Below are 16,056 nucleotides of genomic sequence, written 5' to 3' on the forward strand. Positions count from 1 at the left end.
CCATATTCGCCGGACAACAAAGCTCTTTTTCCCTGAGAGGGGTCAGCAAAGCTTATCTTCCTGGAATGGTAGCAGGGAACGATGAAGGAAGAGCTGAGCGCGTTCGACATCCTGGCCATGACCGGGGAAATGCAGTCCCTGGTGGGCGGATACCTGGACAAGGTTTTCCACTGGGAGGCCAAGAACGTCCTCGTGAGGGTCAATACACAAGGTCAGGGCAAGAAGGAGATGGTACTGCAGGATATGAAGTGGCTGTACCTGGCACCGGAGAAGCCGGACATACCGGATATGCCTTCCCAGTTCGCGGTGAACCTACGCAAGTACATAACCAATGCTCGGATCGCCGCCGTTCATCAGCAGGAGTTCGACCGTATAATGGTGCTCGACCTGGAGAAGGGGCCCACCTCCTACCAGCTTATCATGGAGCTGTTCGGGGACGGCAACCTGATCCTGGTGTCCGGTGGAAAGATACTCAATTCAGTGCACTCCCGGAAGTGGCGGCACCGCGAGGTGCGCCCCGGTCTGGAATATGCCTTCCCACCCCCCAGGTTCAACCCCCTCAGGATGGACGCGCCATCGTTCCGCAAGGCCTTCCTGGGCTCCACATCGGACGCTGTGAGGACCCTTGCCACAGCCATAAATATCGGAGGGCAGTACGCCGAGGAGACCTGCCTCCGTGCAGGGGTGGACAAGGACCGCAAGGCCAAGAGCCTGTCCACCGAGGAGGTGGACCGCCTTAACGATTCCCTAACCCTTCTGCTCCAGGAGTGCTCATCCAGGCGCCGTCCCCGGGTCGTGCTCGAGGACGGCAGGCCCGTGGACGTGGTCCCCATTCCCCTCCTGCAGTACGGCGACAGGGAGCAGAAGGAACATGGGACGTTCTCCGATGGGATCCATCAGTACATAACCGAAAGGGCGCCGATCACTGGAGAGAAGGAAGACCCCGAGACCCAGCGATTGGTGCGCCAGCTGGCGCAGCAGAAGGCGGCGGTGGACAAGCAGCTGGCCGAGGCCCGGGCCTTTGCGGAGCAGGCGGAGGCCATCTATTCCGACTACATGGGCACGGACGCCCTGCTGAAGGATGTCCAGGCTAGGACCATGGGCTTGAACTGGGAACAGACCCGGGAGGTCCTCTCAGTAGTGCCCACCTTGTTGAGCGTGAACCCCAAGGAGCACAGCGTGACCACGGTGATCGCAGGCAGGGAGGTGACCCTCGATTACACCCTGGGGGTGGAGGGCAACGCCAATGCTCTGTACCAGCAGGGGAAGGAGGCCAAGGACAAGATGCAGGGTGCTCAGACCGCTCTCGAGGAGACGGAAAAGCGACTGGCACAGAAGGTCAAGGAGGGTGAGGGGCGGAGGAAGGCGGAGAAGCATTCGGTGCGCAAGACCAAGGAGTACTGGTTCGAGCGGTACAAGTGGTTCCTGACCTCCGAGGGCAGGATGGTCCTGGCGGGTAGGGACGCGCACAGCAACGATCAGCTGGTGAAGAAACATCTAAAGACCACCGAGCGCTTCGCCCACGCCGATGTGCACGGGGCGCCCAGTGTTGTGATCCTCAACGGGGTCGAGGCCAGCGACGAGGAGATGATCGAGGCCTGCACCTTCGCCATAGCCCACTCCAAGGCGTGGATGGCCGGCGCCTCCGAGGGAACGGCGTACTGGGTGCTGCCGGACCAGGTGAGCAAGATGGCCCAGGCCGGGGAGTTCGTCCCCCGCGGGGCCTTCGTCATCCGCGGCAAGAGGAACTACATCAACCATCTGCCGCTGCAGCTCGCAGTGGGGGAGATCATGTACGAAGGAGGAAGGAAGATCATGTGCGGGCCGCTGGGAGCGGTCCAGGCACACTCCTCTCGTTATGTGATCATCGAGCCAGCGAGGAAGGTCAAGACCAAGGCTTCCGCCCTCCTCGCCAAGATGTTCGAGGTGCCTGAGGAGGAGATCGCCCGGATAATGCCGCCGGGCGAGGTGGACATGGTCAGCACCGTGGGAATAGAGGAGGAGCCGGAAAGGCTGGATCAGTCCGAGTAGCGGCGCAAGGCCCGGCACAGGGCGAAATGGACCCACTCGTCGATGCTTATCCCCGCCCCCTTCAGGTAGTACAGGCGCCAGGTCCCGTCCCCTCGCTGACGGGAGCGGAACCAGTCCACGGCCTTAGCCACCAATGGGTCCTCAGCGGGGATCCCGATCAGGGACAGAGAGTCCAAAGCTGACACCAGGTCTGTGAACCAGAACGGAAAGGAGAACTTGGTCCAGTACTCCACGCCCTTGCGGTCCGGATAATGGTCCGGAAGGAGCAGACGGGAGGCGAGGAGTTTCGCAGCGCATACCGTCTCCTCCCTTCTACGGTAATAGTCGCTCGCGGCGAGGGCGCGGAGCACGACCCCCGTCACCATGTGCGATGATGGTTTGGTAGTGTCAGGCGGAACGGGCTCGCTTCCGCCAGGAAGAGGATCATGGAACTTCCAGCCGATGGTGCGCAGGGGGGCCGCCCATCCTCCATCAGTCTGTCTGCAGGAAAGCAGCCACCGCAAACCCCTCTCGACCCGATCGTCCTTCCCCAGGCCTGCGTGCATCATCAGCTCCAGGATCCCCGCGGTGTAGTTGGGGGAGTATTCCTTCCCGTAGATGCCCCGGAAATCGCCCTCATCGGTCTGTAGAGAGAACAGGAACTCCGCAGCTCTGGACACCGCGGGATGGGTGGCGTCCATAGCATAAAGCTCCACCAGCTCCCCCAGGACCCTGTAGGTCTCCAGGTACTCGTAATGGGTGTGTCCGTCGACCCTTCGCCCGGGGAAACGCCAGGAGCCGTCCTTCTGCTGTTTGGCTATCCTACTGCGAACTGGGGGCAGTTCCTTGATGGGGGAGAGGTTCACATCCTGATCGTCCAGCTCGCGGGCGGCCCGGAGCCTCACCACAAGGTCAGATGATGCTAGAAGCGGTGGTAGGGGATCGTACCGGAGCCCATAACGAGACATGGTGGTAATGAAACGAGGGAGACGATGATAAGCGCTTCGTTAGGGGGTTTTGAGAAGCGCCCGAGCCGGGATTCGAACCCGGGTCTAAAGATCCGCAATCTCTTAGGATATCCAAGCTACCCCACTCGGGCAATTCCCTGTAATAGTTCCCCCTTTAATTCCTTTTCGCTTGAGCGTATTGACTGGTTCAGCGCCTGGCTGTCAATTTTGTCAGCTCGGGAGGATTTAATAGTGATGCGACAGGCGCCTCAAGCATCAGTCCCTTTTTTAGCCAAACCGTACTGAAGTTCGAACCTAGCACTTTAAGACCCATTTACCTGAAAAAGCCTGCGCCCATTTTTGCGATCATCGGTACCTCACGGAAGTTTGGTGTTGTTACTAACACACCATGATAGCGTCTGCGGCGAAACGCCATCAAGGACGAGGAGCGCCCGCAGGGGGTCGGTCCCTGACCATCCGGTCCGTGCTGGAATGCCTTACCCCGCTTTCCGGAAGGGGCAGGGACTCGTCTCAGGGGTCGTCCCCTGAATCTGCTATATCCTTCAGGGCTGGGCAGGTCTCCGCCTGCACTTCCTCTACCACCGGGCAGGTCCCAGTGCGCCTTGTCTTAAGCAGCGATGCTATGATAGCCACGCCCAGTATGCTGACGATCACGACAAGGGAAGCGGCCACTGGTATGTGCAGGTGCGGGTCGACGATGGGCAGCAGCATCTTGATACCCACGAAGGTCAGGATCGCTGCCAGCCCATACTTGAGGTAGCAGAACAGATTCATGACGTGGTTCAGCGCGAAGTACATCGATCACAAGCCGAGGACGGCGAACGCGTTGGAGCTGAACACAATAAAGGTGTTGGTAGTGATGCCGAGGATTGCAGGTATGGAGTCCACGGCGAAGATAATATCTGTACTCTCCACCACTAGGAGCGCGATGAACATTGGGGTAGCCCACAGCACCATCTTGCCGGCCTTGGGCCCCCGTCCCGGCCTGCGAACGAAGAAATGGTCGCCCTCATAGGTGTCGGTGACCGGGAAGAACCTGCGAAAGAACCTGACCATTATGTGGTGCTCTGGCTTCACGTTCTCCTTCTCTTTCTTCACGGCCATCCTGATACCGGTGATTATTAGGAAGGCGCCGAAGATATACAGCACCCAGGAGAAAGACTCCACCAGGGAGACGCCTACAAGGATGAACGCGAACCTGAAAGCCAGCGCTCCCAATATTCCGTAGAAAAGCACTCTATGCTGGTCCTTCTGGGAAACGCAGAAGGAGCTGAAGATAAGTATGATTACGAACAGGTTGTCAATGCTAAGCATTAGCTCCATTATGTAGCCAGTGGTGAACTCCAGGCCCAGCTGGGAGCCCATCGACAGGAAAATCCCCACGTTGAACACAACGGCCGCGCCCACGAAGAAGGCGACGTGCAAGAGCGCCTCCCTGGGCTTGATGACATGAGCCTTTCGATTGAAGACCCCTAGGTCGAGAGACAGGAGCGCTAAGATGCTGACAATTAAAATGATCCAAGTGATGTCTGTCACTTCTGTCACAGGCATACCCCATTCCGGCCACATACCAAAGGCAGGTTATATATTTAGATTGAACGGAGAAAGAGTCCAATTCGGTCCAATTATATAGAGCCCTGGATAGAACTGGTCAAACCAGTCAGGTTATGGTTCAAAATAGTTAGATAGGTTGCCTTCTGAATGCTCTTGTTCGATTGATCCTATTCCTTTGTTGAGGTCCCCGATTTCACCTCACTTGGACAGCTCGCGGTGTCCTTAATCCGAAGAAGCGTCAACCCTCGGATGGGGAAAAAGACAAGGTTTTCGTATCTGTATCGATCTAGCCTCCTGCGTGTGGGGTAATCCAGCGAGACAAGGAAGTATATTGGCTAATCAGTAAGATGTCGTCATGTCCACCTTCCCTGCCTTCCTCGCCATGCGGTCAGCGAACCAGAAGATGAGGAGAGAGAGCCCGAGGAACGCCAAGGCGGAGATGGCCAGAAGCAGAAGGATCACTAGATTAGAGAACTCCCCCAGGCCGCTTATGGACTCTATGCCTCCCCCGGGGTACAGGGACCTCCTCACCAGCTCCAGCCAGTAGGTGATGGGGATGGCCATCCCGATAGTTTGACCCCATGATGGCAGCACGGTCAAAGGGAACAGCGTGCCGCAGAAAAGGTAGAAGACGCCGCCTATCCCCTCATTGATCCCGGTGCTGTGCTTAGCAGTTAGGAAGGTTATCCCCGCCAGGGCGATGCCTATCGACAGTATGCATCCCAGACCTATCACCATAGAGAGGGCGAACAGCGGCCAGTCCACCCGCAGCAGGTCGACGGGGAGCTTCAGTACCAGCAGCCCAAAGGCCATCGATATGATCGCGGACATGCTGGTGAGGACCACCTTGCTGAGGGACCGCCCGATGATGTACACATGTAGGGAGATGGGGGCGATGTATATCTGCCTCAGCGTCTGATAGTGCTCCCTATCCTCCATAATAACGTAGGTGGCGCCCAAGAGCACCTGGGCCACGAACATGAAGAACACCGCCCCCAAGTAGGTGTAGGTGAACATCAGGGGGTCGTTGGCGACGCCCTGCTTTACCACCAGGAACATCACCACCAATATGAGGGTGGCCGCGATGGGCCGGGCGATGGAATATATGATGAACAGCCACGGCCTTGTCCAGTTCGATTCCATCTGCCAGCCCAGCCACGCCGCCTGGCGCAGGGTGCGAAGGTGGGAGGTCATTGCCATCGCAAGGTCAACCTCCCTTCCTTCCGGCCCAGCCCCTCCATGTACTCCAGCGACCACCGGGCCAATATCAGGAACGCCACTGCCAGGACGGCAAGTATGGCCAGCTCCCAAACGACCGGCATAAGGCCGTTGGCAACAGGTCCGAAGAGCAACTGGCGCATGGCGTCCAACCCCAAGGTTATGGGTATCACTGCCGCGATCAGGCTTACCCAGGGCCCCAGAGCCTTGACCGGGAAGTAGAAGCCGGAGACGAGGTAGATCGGCTCCTGCAGGAGGTTGGAGATGTTCCATGCATCCCTACCATACAGCATGAAGAGGGAGGCGAACATCATGCCCATACCATAGATGGCGATGAGGGTCACCAGGAACACCGCCACCAGCAGCAGGGGGTCGACCACCACCATGTTGACGTTGAAGAGCAGGATCCCTATCAAGAGGGTGGACAGAGCACGTATGCCTGCGGCGAACATGCCTCCCAAGGCCATTCCCGCGAGCAGGGCCATGCGCGACATAGGAGTCACCAGGAACAGCTGCAGGTTGCCTGTCTCCTTCTCCCAGTACAATTGGGCCGCCATCCCCCATAGGACGTTGAGCCAGAAGGCCGTCATGGCTCCGCCGAGGACGACGAAGCCTTCGAACGCGGGATCAGCGCCCAGGGCCCGATAGTAGAAGATATATGCGGCAATGCCCAGGAGCGGGAGTAGAACGTCGAAGAAGGTCCATGAAGGTTCCCTGATGGCCCCGATCGCTCGAGGATAGGCGCGACCGAGGGCGGCTCGAACGTTCAGCAACCAGGCGACTACTCCAACCCCCTCCCCACCAGCTTTATGAACACGTCCTCCAGGGTGGGCTCGCTCTTGTTGAGGCCTAGCACCTTTCCTCCGCCGGCACTCACAGAGGATATGATGTCGGATATGGCGGACTCGTCCTCGACGACCAGCTTGATCCTTAAGCCCTCCTTCATGAGCTCCGCGCTCACTCCCTTGACGCCGCCGATGGTGGAGATGACCGAGCTGTCGAAATGGGTGGTATCGAGAACGAAGGTCGAGTCCCTGTTCATCCTCCTCTTCAGCCCTTCGGGGGAGTCGCAGGCGAGGATGGTGCCTTGATCGATGATGGCCACGCGGTCGCACAGCTCTTCTGCTTCCCTCATGTAGTGAGTGGTGAGGAGAAGGGTCCTGTCCTTCTGTGAGCGCACCCACGTGCGGATATAGTCCCTTATGGCCCGGCTGGTTTGAACATCAAGACCCAGCGTCGGCTCGTCCAGGAAAATGAGCCGGGGGTCGGTGACGAAGCCCCGGATGATGTTCATGCGCTGTCTCTGCCCGGTGGAGATGGTCCTCACCTTGACATCGGCCTTGTCCTCCAGCCCGAAGGCGTGCATGAGGGCGTCGATACGCTCGTTCGCCACCTTCCCAGGGATCCCGTAGAACTGGGAGAACATCCACAGGTTCTCTCGTACCGTCAAAAGTCCGTAACCGGAGATCTCACCCCCCGACACCATGTTGATCAGGGGCCTTATCTTCGAGGTCTCCTTGGCAACGTCGTACCCCAGGACCTTGGCCGACCCCTTGGAGGGCAACAGTAGCGTGCACAATATCTTGATGAGCGTGGTCTTCCCCGCTCCATTGGGTCCCAGGAGGCCGAACAGCTCCCCCTCTTCGACCTTCATGGTGACGTTGTCCAGGGCCACTACGGGGCTCTTACCGACAAAAATCCGGGAAAGATCCGTCACCTCAACGGCAGGGGCCATATTGCCCGGCCCACAATCTTGTTAATAGAAAAAGGTATCGTACGGACTACTTTTCCATATGTTGCCAGTACGTCGTGACGTACCCAGCGATGCGGTTTCTCATCATTATGCTTTCGACATTGGTCAGCTTGGATACCAGAACCTTGTTGTTCTCGAAGTCTGCGTTGAATACCGTGGGATACTTCTGTACAAGCTCGAGAGCGATCCTTTTGATGTAATTGGGGCGAATGTTTCCCATGAATGTCACCTTAGGCAGCAAGGCGGTTAGGCGGAGTCCCTATTTAACCCTTTTCAGTGTGATATGCATTCCCAAGGCCTTCAAAGCTAGTGATATTTGAAGTGGCCAGTGGTCGAGGGTCAGGGGACAAGGTTCTCCATTTCCAATTGACCTAGTAAAAGGCCCTTAGGATTAAGGACCGAGATGAGGATATTGGTCCTGATGCCCGATGCGCAAGGTACATAAGATAACTATCGAAAAGGAGGAGAGGGAACGCCTGGTCTCGAAGATCAAGTCCTACTTCCTGAACGTCAGAGAGGAGGAGATAGGAGACCTCGCTGCCGGCCTTCTCCTGGACTTCATAATTGATGAGTTGGCCCCAACGTTCTACAACCAGGGGGTCCGCGATTCGTACAGCTTTATGAACGAGAGGGTCGAGGACCTGCTGAACATCGAAAAATGAGCTAGGTGTACAACTCTCCAGGATTCTCGACACTGAAGAGCCTGCAGGTGTGTTTAGGCCATCACAGAGCCCGAAGTTCCTTGCGAGGCTTCCCGCAAGACATCTTCCCCTCGGAGCATTTGCCCCTGGAGATGCAGGGCGGTCCGGCGTTCCTGAATATAAGGGGTGACACCTCCCTCACCAGGAAGAGCATCTGGTCGGCGACCTCGCGTATCTCTTCTTGAGCTCTCCGGCAGGTGCGCAGCTCGAAGAAGTGCCACAGCTCCCGGGCGTTCATGGTGACGGTGATGTTGGTGGTGCAGGCGTTGGGAAGGACATATCGAGCGTCCTCCACCGGCACCTTTCGGGAAAGCTCCCTGTACTCTTCCCAGATGTGCTCCATGAGCGCGCGGTAGCGTTCCTCGAGCACGGGATCGGAGGATATGGACCGCGGGACCACGTAATCCGCGTTCTTCATGTCCACATAACGTTGTGACATCTGGCTATATGATGCGAGGCGGTGGCGAACCAGCTGATGGGTCAAAGAGCGTGACACTCCCTCTATGGAGAAGGTGTAGCAGGCATGCTCGATCACGGAGTGGTGCCCGGAGGCCAGAGGTATGCCCAGCCATCTTGCCCCCTTCCTCTCGTCCCACTCCTCCATGAGATCGCTGGCGCCCTTGCTTGAATAGCAGGAATGGGCGGCCGAAGCGCAAAGCCTCTCTGCGTCCTGAGTATAGGAAAGGAGGGTAACGCGCACGCTGACCAGTATGCCCCTTCGACGTAAAAACCATACTATTGGAGCGATCGCTCGAAGTGGAAGCGGACCTCGGCGTTGTTCTGCACCTGCCGCGGGGACGAGGGCTGGCCGTCGCTGCGTATGTCCTTCAGGCGGTAGACCTTGATGTCGTCCCGGTCCAGTAGGTCCGCTATGCCCTCCACATGACCGTCGCCGATGACCGCCAGAACGACCGGGTACCGGGAGGCGGCAGCATCGATGCGCTTGGCCATCAGTGCGTTGCGGTCGTCGAGAAGTACCTTCTTGAGCGTGGGGAACTGCTCCTGCATCTCCTGCAGGTAGACGTCCCCGTTCTCCTCGAAGTTGTCGACCTCCTCTTCCATCCTCTTGCGGCTTATGAACAATGAGGACAGCGCGGAGAAGCCCAGCTTCAGCTTCTCCATGAAGGGCATCTCCTGGTTCAACCTGTTGAAGGTTTCGTTGGCATCAACATCGATGAGGAGCACAGCGGCGCCTATGGATCGTGCAGCATCGGTGGCTGCCAGCATCTCCGCCCCGACCTCACCACCGTACTGGTGGGCAAGGCGCTTCTGCATCTTGGCTAGGAGGCGGTATGTCAGTCGCCCGCTGGGCTTCCCTCCCGGGTTCTGGAGGGCATGATAGCGGGCCCGGTCCAGCTCCACACAGACCGCATCGGGATGCTCCTTCTCGATCAGCCCCTTGACCTGGTCAGCTATATCGAAGACATGCCCCACACCAAGGAGGATTATCATCGTCAAATTCAACACCAAAGGTCATTAATAACCTTTGTATGGTGTTCCCAACATGGATTGCGACTATGGGCTTGTGGCCTTCGACATGGATGGTGTCCTGGTCGATTACACCAGCTCCTGGACGTGGGTGCATGAGCACTTCAAGGTCAACAACGAGGCGTCCCTGATAGACTACATCGAGGGACGCATCGACGACATGGAGTTCATGCGTCGGGACATCCAGCTGTGGATGGCTCTGAAGGAGGACGTCAGCGTCCATGACATCGATGAGATCCTGAGGCCCGTCCCCATTATCCCGGGGATCAAGGACACGGTGAGCACTCTCCATCATCATGGAATGCGTTGTGTGATCGTCAGCGGGGGCCTGGACATGGCCGCAAGGCGAATAGCCAAGGAGAACGGCTTCGACGATCATATCGCTAACAGTCTGGCCTGTGATGACAGAGGTCGTCTGACGGGGGAGGGAGTGCTGAACGTGGAGCTGACCAACAAGAGAAAGGCCCTGCAGCGCTTCCAGGAGAGCTTCGGTGTGTCCGAGCAGCGCACCGTGGCAATCGGCAACAGCTTCGTGGACGTGTCCATGTTCGGTGCCTCCGGTCTTTCCATAGCCTTCAATCCCATCGACGACGAGGTGCAGAGGAACGCCGACGTTGTTCTACGTTCGAACGACCTGTCGGACGTGCTGCCCTTGATCTTAGGGCGCTAGCTGGTCTCGTGACCATGCTGGCCGATGAGAGGGACGAAGGTCACCAGCCCCAGAGCTCTCTCTTCGAACTTGCCCCCCTCCCTTTTCACAACTGTCAGTTGCTGATATGTCCTGCCGCCGACCGGTATCACCAGAATGCCGCCCTCTTTCAGCTGGTCCTTCAGCGGCGGGGGGACACCAGGACCACCCGCTGTCACCAGTATGCGGTCGAAGGGTGCCTCCAGCGGTAGTCCCTCGGTGCCGTCGGCGATGATGACCCTGACCTGTTCGCCGTACCCCAGCCGTTCCAGGGTCTTCCGGGCCTGGTCGCCCAGATCGGGTATCCTTTCCAGGGATATGACCTGGCCCCCGGGGGACACGAGCTCCGCCACCAGACCGGCGTGATATCCAGAGCCGGTCCCGATCTCCAGGACCTTCTGGCCGGGATGCAGGTCCAGAACCTCCAGCATGTAGCCTACCATGTGCGGAGCCGAGATCGTCTGGCCGTTGCCGATGGGGAGAGCGTTGTCCACATAGGCCCACGGCCATAGCTGACGAGGTATGAACTCATGCCGAGGTACCTTCCTCATTACGTCCAGGACCTGGCGGCTGGTGACGAACCCCGTCCGTTCCAGCTTCTCCACCATCTCCAGACGCTCTTTCTCGTACATATCCCCTCAATAGCTGGTGGTACGCACCGCCTTGGCGTATATCCTCACGATGTCCCGGGCGGGAACGCTTCCCCGCCTGACGGTCCCCTCCGTGGAGCGGATGTTATGGATCACTACTTTCTCCTTCCCCACGGTCATCATGTCTCCGACGAAGAACTCCTCATCGGGCATAGCATCGATCTGCGTGGCTATCGTCCTGGTGTGCTTATTGACAGAGATCTTCACGACCACTTTGTCGAACTTCTTGGCCCATATGGTGGAGACGTCCTTGGTATCGCACTTCTCCACCCTCCGGCCGTCGCATTCCAGACCAGTGACCAGGAGGTGTGTCTCTCCCAGGTACAGCTCATCGCCGAGGCTGAGAAGTTCTCCCGCCTCCAGCTCGATCTCTTCTTTCTTGGAGTTACCCCGCTCGGAGACGATAATGGGTACCTTGAGCACCTCAGGTTCCCTCACCACCGTGGAGTAGGTGTGACCGCAATCCTGGCACTTCACGGTCGCCTCCATGCTGTCCTGCTTCTTGCTAAGCCTTCCCTTAAGGACCTCATGTACGGCATGCTCGCCGCACGAGGGGCAGTCCAGGTAGAGCGCGTTTGGTACTGTCATCATTATCCGAACGGAACCATGTACCGTTCATAGGAATAAAATTATCGCTCCCTGCCCGGAGGGAGATCGATCTCGAAGGCGTCCCCGTGCCCGGGGATTATGACATCGGCGATGTCCCTTATCCGCCTCATGCTGTCCACAGCAACGTTCCTGTCGTAATGTATCATGGGAGGCATCCACTTCTCAAGATTATCCCTGGTAGGGACGGCGTCTCCGGCGATGACATATCGGCGGTCGGCGGTCTCGACCACCACGCTCATGGACCCGCGGCTGTGGCCAGGTGTGTGCATCAGGCTTATTCCAGGTAGTATCTCCGCATCTTCGGTGATGCTAATGAAGGAGGCGTCAGGGCACTCCTCGGACCTTGCTATCTTCACTGCCGAAGCGAAAAGATCGTTGTTCCCAATGTGGTCCGCATGCAAGTGGGTATTGACCAAGATGTCGATGTCCTCTGGCCTCAGGCCAGCTTCCGCTAGGCCTTGAAGGAGGGGCGCCCGTTGCTGTCTCGAGGACGTGTCCACCAGGATGTGGTGGCCCTCGGTCAGGACCAGGGTCGATGTGGAGTGGGCCTCCTTCAGCACACCGTTCTCCCGGCGCAGCCAACCCTCGAAGATCACGCGGACAGAGGTCACCATATCTCTATCACCTCCCCGCACTGGCAGATGAGGTGGTCCTTACGGTACTTCATCTTGCCTCCGCATTTAGGGCACTGTGAATGTTCTGCAAAATACTCCAGCCACACTTCGCGGACGTCCTTATGGGCCTCGTCCCTGATATTCTCCAGGGCGTTCTTCAGTTGAGGGGTGGTGGCCAAGGCCTCAAGCTTAGAGTAGTCCCTGGGAGCGCTCTCCTTCCTTATCTCCACCTCGACCCTGCGGCCCAGGACCAGGCCGATGAGCATCCCCGCTATGAAGCCCCCAAGATGGGCCTGCCAGGACACGTTGCTGGGCAGGAGCAATACCAGGAATATGCCCAGGATTACCCAGCTCAAGGCCGATACCCAGATGGGCACACGGGGCAGGAATATGGGTCCGACGAACATCGGTATCTCGTCGCGGGGATATAGGACCAGGAAGGTGCCTACGACGCCCGAGATGGCCCCTGAGGCCCCCATCATGAAGATCGCTGGGGCGGGCTCGATGATTATGAAGTAAAGCGCCGCCATCATTGAGCCCACTATCCCGGATACGAAGTAGACGAGGGCGAACCTTCCCTTTCCGATCCTGGTCTCCAGTGGATTGCCCAAGAAGAACAGGAAGAGCATGTTGCCGATGACATGAGCGAAATCGTAGTGCACGAACATGCTGGTGAATACGGTATATACGGCTGTCCCGTTCCCGATGTCCTGAGGCTGCATCGCCAGATCGTTGAATATCAGGAACTTGTTGGAGAACAGGATGATGAAGAATATGCCCAGGTTACTGAGGACGATAACATGGGAGAGGTCGAACCTCTTTAGAGATGCCACCGCCAGGGCGATCACGATAATGCCAACGATCACGAGGGAGGTGGGTTCCATCCTAACACGCAATCACATCACGCGTTAAGACCGTTTCGCTGTTCTTCTGGAACCAGTATAATCATGGTCGGAGTATTATAGGGAGGCACCGTTCACGCTGTGACAGGGGCATGGCCATGGAATACCGAAAGGAGATCGATATCCAGGAATGCGAGTTGGTGTACCCTCCCAAGGAGGATACCTTCCTGCTGCTGGAATGCTTGACCCTCATTCCAGGGGAGAAGGTCCTGGAGATGGGTTGCGGGACCGGACTGATCTCTTGTCACATCGCTGCTGCCGGGGGTGACCTTACGGCGGCGGACATCAACCCCTGGGCCGTGGAATGTACGAGGCATAACCTCCAGCGGAACCGCCTGCAGGGGAAGGTGGTGGAGAGCGACCTGTTCCTGAACGTGAAGGACGGGTTCGATCTCCTGGTGTTCAACCCACCATATCTGGCAGCAGAGGACGAGGGCATGCTGGAAAAGGCATGGGCCGGAGGAGCGACCGGGCTAGATGTGCTTGCACCCTTCCTGGAGAGGGTTGGGGAGCATCTTCTCCCGGAGGGCCGTATCCTTCTTCTGCTGTCATCGGAGATGGAGCTCGAAGGACTGGATGTCCTGCTCTCAAGGTTCACCCACCGTCGACTGGGCACCCGCCGATACTTCTTCGAGGAGCTGTGGGTCGAGGAGCTGAGGGTGCCGTAAATCGTCGCATGCCAGCAGTTTGTCGCTCAGAACCATGACAAATGCTGGTATGGTGTCTGGGCGTTCATCGTTTGCCCTGAAACCGCTAGGCGATCACCGTGATCGTCCCCGTCATAACGGGATGGATGGAGCAGTGGTAAGGGAACTCTCCGATCTGATCGAACTGATGGATATAGCGTTGACCGTTCGGCAGGATGCCACTGGTGAACGGGTATGAGGCATTGTCCGATACGATGTCATGATCGGCACCAGCTTGGTTCACCCACGTAACATTCTCTCCAACATGGACAGTCAGGGAGCTTGGGGCGAATCCAGGGGAATAGCCGATGTACCGGATTATTACCTCGTTACTGGTCGTGGGCGGAGCTGGAGCGTTGGTCCCGAACATGTTGGCCATTACCGCGACGACCGCAACAATAACGACGATGACGGCCACAACAGCAACGATGATCGGCGTTCTCGATGTAGCCATGTGTTTCGATTTTGAGACCCGCCTATATAACCCTTGTGAATTGAATTGAGATCTTCTTCTGTGCACCGACCATCCACCATGTGTGTCGATACCGGTGCTTCGATTTCGACGCCATTTGTTACAAGGTTCTGCAATCCTATGATGACTGTCATAAGGGCAACCTCATGAAAAATTTCAGCTGTGCGAATTTCAACCTCGCCAAGTTGAGATGCCCCTTCCTCTTGACCGGTCAGATCATACTATTTTCGTGTATAGATATTATGGAAAGGATCACGCTCCGGGCTGACCCCAGTATATGGTGGATCCACCAGACGGTGGGGGAGGTCATCTCCTTCATTTACGGGATATTTCAATGTACCCAGGGAACTATAATAAATACAATTGTTAATGACTGCACCGTGTTCCGAGGAAAGCTCCACGCCGCCTTGGCGCTTCTGTTATGCTCTCTGATGATCCTGACCATTATTCCTACTGCTGCCACGGCAGAGGTCCCCTCCAGTCAAGTGTTCTTCACCGAGAACGCGGATGAGATCGTGTTCCAGGAGTGGTTCGATAATTGGACCAAGACGGACGAGAACCCGAACGATAGCGTGGACACGTGGTGTAGGTCCAAACATACGTTCCACAGTGGCGGTTTCGCCGCTTACTGCGCGAAATCCGGTTACAACTCCAACTACTATAACGCTACCGACAATCAGCCGTACGACTTCAACCTCTTGAACATGTCCAGCGAGGTGCCTCAGTCGGAGTACGTTCAGAGGTACGATACGAACATGGATGCCGTGATGCGTAAGTACGTGAGCGGCCTCAGTGCTTACGCCAACATCACCTTGACCTTCTGGTTCTACTCAGATACCGGCATCTCCGATGCCACCCAGCCGGGTACCGGAACTGTCGTCGGATACGACTTTCTGAACGTGGTCTACTACACTGGCAAGAACAGCAGCATCATGAAGCACGTGGCCTGGACGATCAGCCAGGAGCAGGCCATGGCCGAGACCTGGATGCAAGCAACAGTGGAGATCCCCAACAACGCGTCGTGGATAGGCTTCGAGTTCGTGTCCGGGACCGTACCCCCCACTAACGGAGACGTCTACGACGCCTTCGCCGAGTACGGTGTCAGAACGATCTCCAGCAATTCTCTGGGCACAAGAGAGGGGGTGTTCCTGGACGATATCAGCTGCATCGGCACCGTTCCAGTCGGGTCCCTGCCCTTGACGACGTCGGTGCTGCCCCTCGATGATTACCAGACCGCCAGCCCCTTCCCTGTGAGCTTCACTGACAACGGCCCCTGGGTCCCCATGGATTACGTGAAATTTTACTACCGTGTCAACGGAACGGGCGATTGGCAGCTGTACACCACCATTGGGAGGCCGGACGGCAAGTTCGAATCCAGTCCCATCTCATTCGATCCGCCGGGCGATGGGAGGTATGAGTTCTTCACTCAAGGTACGGACGTCAATAACGTCACCGAGGTGAGGAGAGATGCGGCCGACGCCAGCACCATCGTCGATACCGTGTCCCCGGTGACCGCCATAGCCATTTATGGCAACGAGGGAGGGAACGGATACATCGGGGCGGCCTCTATCAACCTGACCTCGGAGGATGTGACCTCAGGGATCGGGGAGATCCATTATCGGATAAATGGAGGGGGGTGGACGACATACGGGAGCAACATCGGCCTCTTCGACAACGGAACCCACGTACTGGAATATTATGCAGAGGATAGAGCGGGTAATGTCGAGGACGTGAAGAACACCA

17 protein-coding genes, 1 tRNA gene and 1 pseudogene are annotated in these 16,056 nt (G+C 57.4%); 5 read left to right on the plus strand and 14 right to left on the minus strand.

Annotation, left to right across the window (positions count from 1 at the left end):
• The first annotated feature begins 81 nt into the window (after positions 1 to 81).
• Positions 82 to 2,031, plus strand: a complete 1,950-nt coding sequence (locus GXX95_11365; GenBank protein NLT38732.1) for a fibronectin-binding domain-containing protein — start codon at positions 82 to 84, stop codon at positions 2,029 to 2,031.
• On the opposite strand, the gene GXX95_11370 is transcribed toward GXX95_11365, so the two are convergent.
• From GXX95_11370 to GXX95_11400, 7 genes and pseudogenes are all read right to left on the minus strand, one after another.
• Positions 2,019 to 2,978, minus strand: a complete 960-nt coding sequence (locus tag GXX95_11370; GenBank protein NLT38733.1) for a hypothetical protein — start codon at positions 2,976 to 2,978, stop codon at positions 2,019 to 2,021. The genes GXX95_11365 and GXX95_11370 overlap by 13 nt on opposite strands.
• Positions 2,979 to 3,035: 57 nt before the next feature.
• Positions 3,036 to 3,109, minus strand: a tRNA-Arg gene (locus GXX95_11375).
• Positions 3,110 to 3,488: 379 nt separating this feature from the next.
• Positions 3,489 to 4,529, minus strand: a pseudogene (locus GXX95_11380) (TerC family protein).
• Between the two features lie 342 nt (positions 4,530 to 4,871).
• Positions 4,872 to 5,732 carry an ABC transporter permease gene (locus tag GXX95_11385; GenBank protein NLT38734.1) on the minus strand — a complete coding sequence of 287 codons (861 nt, stop codon included), beginning with the start codon at positions 5,730 to 5,732 and terminating at the stop codon, positions 4,872 to 4,874.
• Positions 5,723 to 6,523, minus strand: coding sequence for an ABC transporter permease (locus tag GXX95_11390; protein NLT38735.1), 801 nt, complete (start codon positions 6,521 to 6,523; stop codon positions 5,723 to 5,725). Before GXX95_11390 ends, GXX95_11385 begins: the two co-directional genes overlap by 10 nt.
• A gap of 8 nt (positions 6,524 to 6,531) precedes the next feature.
• The gene (locus GXX95_11395) at positions 6,532 to 7,485 is read right to left on the minus strand and encodes an ABC transporter ATP-binding protein (protein ID NLT38736.1); all 954 of its coding nucleotides are present in this window, start codon (positions 7,483 to 7,485) and stop codon (positions 6,532 to 6,534) included.
• Positions 7,486 to 7,531: 46 nt separating this feature from the next.
• Positions 7,532 to 7,723: a 30S ribosomal protein S17e gene (locus GXX95_11400; GenBank protein ID NLT38737.1), complete on the minus strand. Its 192-nt coding sequence runs from the start codon at positions 7,721 to 7,723 to the stop codon at positions 7,532 to 7,534.
• 208 nt (positions 7,724 to 7,931) lie between these two features.
• Between GXX95_11400 and GXX95_11405 the strand changes: the two genes are divergently transcribed.
• Entirely contained in the window at positions 7,932 to 8,165 is a 234-nt protein-coding gene (locus tag GXX95_11405; GenBank protein ID NLT38738.1) for a DUF2164 domain-containing protein, read from the plus strand.
• Between the two features lie 61 nt (positions 8,166 to 8,226).
• On the opposite strand, the gene GXX95_11410 is transcribed toward GXX95_11405, so the two are convergent.
• Positions 8,227 to 8,904, minus strand: coding sequence for an FAD-dependent thymidylate synthase (locus tag GXX95_11410; protein ID NLT38739.1), 678 nt, complete (start codon positions 8,902 to 8,904; stop codon positions 8,227 to 8,229).
• Positions 8,905 to 8,939: 35 nt separating this feature from the next.
• A complete protein-coding gene (locus tag GXX95_11415) occupies positions 8,940 to 9,662 on the minus strand; it encodes a hypothetical protein (protein ID NLT38740.1) in 723 nt (240 codons plus the stop codon).
• 46 nt (positions 9,663 to 9,708) lie between these two features.
• On the opposite strand from GXX95_11415, the gene GXX95_11420 reads away from it, so the two are divergent.
• Entirely contained in the window at positions 9,709 to 10,362 is a 654-nt protein-coding gene (locus GXX95_11420; GenBank protein ID NLT38741.1) for an HAD-IB family phosphatase, read from the plus strand.
• Here GXX95_11420 and GXX95_11425 read toward each other — a convergent pair.
• The 4 genes from GXX95_11425 to GXX95_11440 are packed head-to-tail and all read right to left on the minus strand — an operon-like array spanning position 10,359 to position 13,137.
• A complete protein-coding gene (locus GXX95_11425; protein NLT38742.1) occupies positions 10,359 to 11,012 on the minus strand; it encodes a protein-L-isoaspartate(D-aspartate) O-methyltransferase in 654 nt (217 codons plus the stop codon). The genes GXX95_11420 and GXX95_11425 overlap by 4 nt on opposite strands.
• A gap of 6 nt (positions 11,013 to 11,018) precedes the next feature.
• Complete coding sequence (locus GXX95_11430) at positions 11,019 to 11,621, minus strand: hypothetical protein (GenBank protein ID NLT38743.1); 603 nt, start codon at positions 11,619 to 11,621, stop codon at positions 11,019 to 11,021.
• Between the two features lie 38 nt (positions 11,622 to 11,659).
• Positions 11,660 to 12,250, minus strand: a complete 591-nt coding sequence (locus GXX95_11435) for an MBL fold metallo-hydrolase (GenBank protein ID NLT38744.1) — start codon at positions 12,248 to 12,250, stop codon at positions 11,660 to 11,662.
• Positions 12,247 to 13,137 (minus strand): rhomboid family intramembrane serine protease, encoded by an 891-nt coding sequence (locus GXX95_11440; protein ID NLT38745.1) that lies wholly within the window; start codon positions 13,135 to 13,137, stop codon positions 12,247 to 12,249. Before GXX95_11440 ends, GXX95_11435 begins: the two co-directional genes overlap by 4 nt.
• 116 nt (positions 13,138 to 13,253) lie before the next feature.
• On the opposite strand from GXX95_11440, the gene GXX95_11445 reads away from it, so the two are divergent.
• A complete protein-coding gene (locus GXX95_11445; GenBank protein NLT38746.1) occupies positions 13,254 to 13,823 on the plus strand; it encodes a methyltransferase in 570 nt (189 codons plus the stop codon).
• Positions 13,824 to 13,908: 85 nt separating this feature from the next.
• On the opposite strand, the gene GXX95_11450 is transcribed toward GXX95_11445, so the two are convergent.
• Positions 13,909 to 14,295 carry a plastocyanin gene (locus tag GXX95_11450; protein ID NLT38747.1) on the minus strand — a complete coding sequence of 129 codons (387 nt, stop codon included), beginning with the start codon at positions 14,293 to 14,295 and terminating at the stop codon, positions 13,909 to 13,911.
• A gap of 449 nt (positions 14,296 to 14,744) precedes the next feature.
• Here GXX95_11450 and GXX95_11455 point away from each other — a divergent pair.
• On the plus strand, positions 14,745 to 16,056 hold a 1,312-nt coding region (locus tag GXX95_11455), incomplete at its 3' end, for a hypothetical protein (GenBank protein ID NLT38748.1).

This window comes from Methanomassiliicoccus sp. (assembly GCA_012719175.1).
Classification (GTDB): Archaea; Thermoplasmatota; Thermoplasmata; order Methanomassiliicoccales; family Methanomassiliicoccaceae; genus UBA6.